The sequence below is a fragment of the Candidatus Bathyarchaeia archaeon genome, assembly GCA_035935655.1.
Taxonomy (GTDB): Archaea; Thermoproteota; Bathyarchaeia; order 40CM-2-53-6; family 40CM-2-53-6; genus 40CM-2-53-6.
In genome coordinates this window covers 1-2780 of sequence record DASYWW010000053.1, presented here as the reverse complement: position 1 = coordinate 2780, position 2780 = coordinate 1, and the positions used below count along the sequence as shown (strand labels likewise).

Annotated in this window: 3 protein-coding genes; 1 reads left to right on the top strand and 2 read right to left on the bottom strand. The window is 52.3% G+C overall.

Annotated elements, in window-relative coordinates; genetic code table 11:
- On the top strand, positions 1–838 hold an 838-nt coding region (locus VGS11_10435), incomplete at its 5' end, for a DNA recombination protein RmuC (protein HEV2120500.1).
- A 17-nt stretch (positions 839–855) separates the two neighbouring features.
- Here VGS11_10435 and VGS11_10430 read toward each other — a convergent pair.
- Both VGS11_10430 and VGS11_10425 read right to left on the bottom strand, forming a co-directional pair.
- The gene (locus VGS11_10430; GenBank protein ID HEV2120499.1) at positions 856–1905 is read right to left on the bottom strand and encodes an IPT/TIG domain-containing protein; all 1050 of its coding nucleotides are present in this window, start codon (positions 1903–1905) and stop codon (positions 856–858) included.
- A 42-nt stretch (positions 1906–1947) separates the two neighbouring features.
- Entirely contained in the window at positions 1948–2649 is a 702-nt protein-coding gene (locus VGS11_10425) for a PD-(D/E)XK nuclease family protein (GenBank protein ID HEV2120498.1), read from the bottom strand.
- Positions 2650–2780 lie beyond the last annotated feature (131 nt).

The following is a 2780-nucleotide window of genomic DNA, read 5'->3' as shown; positions in this document are numbered from 1 at the left end:
ACAGGCGCAACAGGCTGTCGCGGCGGAATTGAAGAATTCGCAGGAGCTGCTTGGACGTGTTGGCAAACAGCTGGTCGAAATTCAGCAAGCAGGACGAGACCTGAATCAGGCGACTCAAACACTGCAAACTGTGCTGAGCGGTGCGAAGACTCGAGGCTCGCTTGGCGAAGTCGCGCTCGAAAGCCTACTTGCCGATGCGCTTCCTCGCAGCGCTTATGAAACGCAGTACCGGTTTTCCACCGGCGCCATTGTGGACGCAGTTGTCCGGACCGGCGAGAAGATTATCCCGGTGGATTCGAAATTTCCTCTCGAATCCTACCGTCGTCTTGTTGAATCTGGAGAAGATGCGCGCAAGGAGTTTTTTCAGGCTGTGCGCAAACATGCTGAGTCGATCTCCGAAAAATACATCCTTCAAAATGAAAACACTCTGGATTTTGCATTGATGTTTGTGCCCTCTGAGGGAGTATTTTACGAGTTGTTGATGACCTCCGACTCGAAGCTGGGCCGGCTGGACGATTATTGCCGCGCGAGAGGAATCCTTCCAGTTTCACCAAACACTCTGCACGCATACCTCAGTGCGATCCTGATGGGCCTGCGCGGGATGCAGATTGAAGAAAACGCGAAACACATTCTTGCGAGCCTCGCGGGCCTTGAGGGTCAACTCGATTCCTTTGGCAAAGTGTTTGACACCTTGGGAGGCCATCTTCGACACGCCCAACAGAGTTATGACGAAGCGGACCGAAAACTGGACCGGGCGCGAGGAAGTCTCGAACTAATGGCACAAGGCACACTGCCGGAGGTTGCACCGAAAGCGTTAGAAGCGTCCACCAAGGATTGAACACAGCATCGATGAGCTCATTCCGGCCCAAAGAGTGATTCCTTTGCTGCGCGAATAAGAGCTCCGTAATCTCCGGCAAGATCTTCTGACGCTAGTTTTTGGAGTTGCACGCGCAGCGCAGAGACATCTGGATTGTTCTTTCTTAAATTACCGAGGACATCCTCGAAGATACTTTTCTCTGCGGTTGGCGCGATCTTTCGTGCTGCCTTCAAGAAGTCCCGAGCAACAGGCATGCTGGCGGCATCAATTTTCCTAATTATCTGAACCGATAAGGAAAATTCTCCAGTTCGCAAACCCTTTAGTCGAATTTCGACTGAATTGTCGGTGCCCCCGATAGTCTGGAGGAGGTCCCCTTTGCTCAACACTTGCACGACGTCGGGCTGATTATTGTGAATCTGGAGACTGACGGGTTCGACTGTGCCGATAATCCGAATTTTGATCCTCTTCTTCTTTCTCTGAGAAAAATTCTGCAGAGGGGCATCAACACGGACCAACGTAATCGGGGTTGAAGCAGTCTGTCCACTGATCGTCAGATTCAACTCTGTCATACCAGGTTGTGAATCTGGTGGAGGAAGGACAAACAACTCTGAGGGAGAGGCAGCAAGGACAAGAGCGCGGCTCGCGCCCAGAATCACTTCATTCTTGTCGGCATCGCCATCAAACCCGGAGCCGCGGATTTCTACTTGTCCGTTTAGAGGATCGAGGCGGGTCGCTGCGTCCAAACTTAATTTCGCAGCATCTTCGGGCTTCTGCACTTCACCAGCCGCGCAATTCTCCGTGCCTTGAATTCGCGCAAATAGAATACCCGGGGAAGCGGGGGCGAGAAAATGTGCTCGGCCACTCTCGTCTGTGGTGAGCGTTTCTCCGTCAGACAATAAGATTTGCACGGTTGCTTCAGTGTGCCCATCTGGCCCGAGGACACCCAGAGTTGCGGGCATGCCTGTTGCGAGCTCTCGTGGCAAAACAATTCGGCCTTTTCGCTGCGCTTGAGCCGGGGCTTCTGTGGAGGCAAATATGAAAAAGGCGGCGAAAAGTAAGGCAAGCATCTTACCCTGTCCACTGCGCATGGGACAATTCTAGCTTGACTCTTTAGGAAGATAACAGGCAGTTCAGAACTTATTCTTGCGGCTGGCTTCGCGATACTGGCACCATTCACATTCACCCGCGTCTGGCGGACTCAGCTTCTCAAGCACTTCGAGTATTTCGCCTATGAACCCCTGGAACTTTCTATCGTCTCGTTCAATCGGAATCCAAGTAAGTCTTCCCGAGAGTGACGCCTCGCTGGCAGTGGGGTTTGCAAACTCGCGCGGTTCGTATACTAGAAGTCCGAGACGCCGAATAGGTGAGAGATTCACATGTCCGACCGCCGCTTGCTCTAGTGCGAGAGCATAAGCATGAAGCTGCCGCCCGTATAGCTGGACATGTTCTGCACGCGGAGATGATGTCTTGAAATCAATTATCGCGTAGGAGCCGTCGTCGAATTTCACAAGGGTATCGATTTTCCCGCGAATCATGCATGCCGTATCGTGACCTGACACATTGATCGGCTTCGATTGAACCCAACTAACACTCGAATCGACTATGCCTGGAGGGAGAAAAGGCATCGCTTTCTCAGTCCGCTTGCCGGAGTAGCAGTTTTTCATCTCACCATCGATAACTGTAAAAATTTTGGCCATGGGCATGGAAGGGCGCCGGAAGCCTTCGCGGACTTTCAGATAGAAGCACCTTTTGCATTCTTCCCACAAGAATGCAAAGTCCGATGGGTTCAACACCCATTGAGAATCGGCTGCGTTCTTTTTCTTGCCATTCAAGGCTAGTTAACTCTCCTCCTCAGTCGTCCAAACGAACCACAAACGCAGTCAGTTGCTGCTCTCGCTCGATCCGGTCGGCCAGTTCATGTGCCAGATCTTCAGTGTTCATCCGCCCGACGCGAACACGGTAG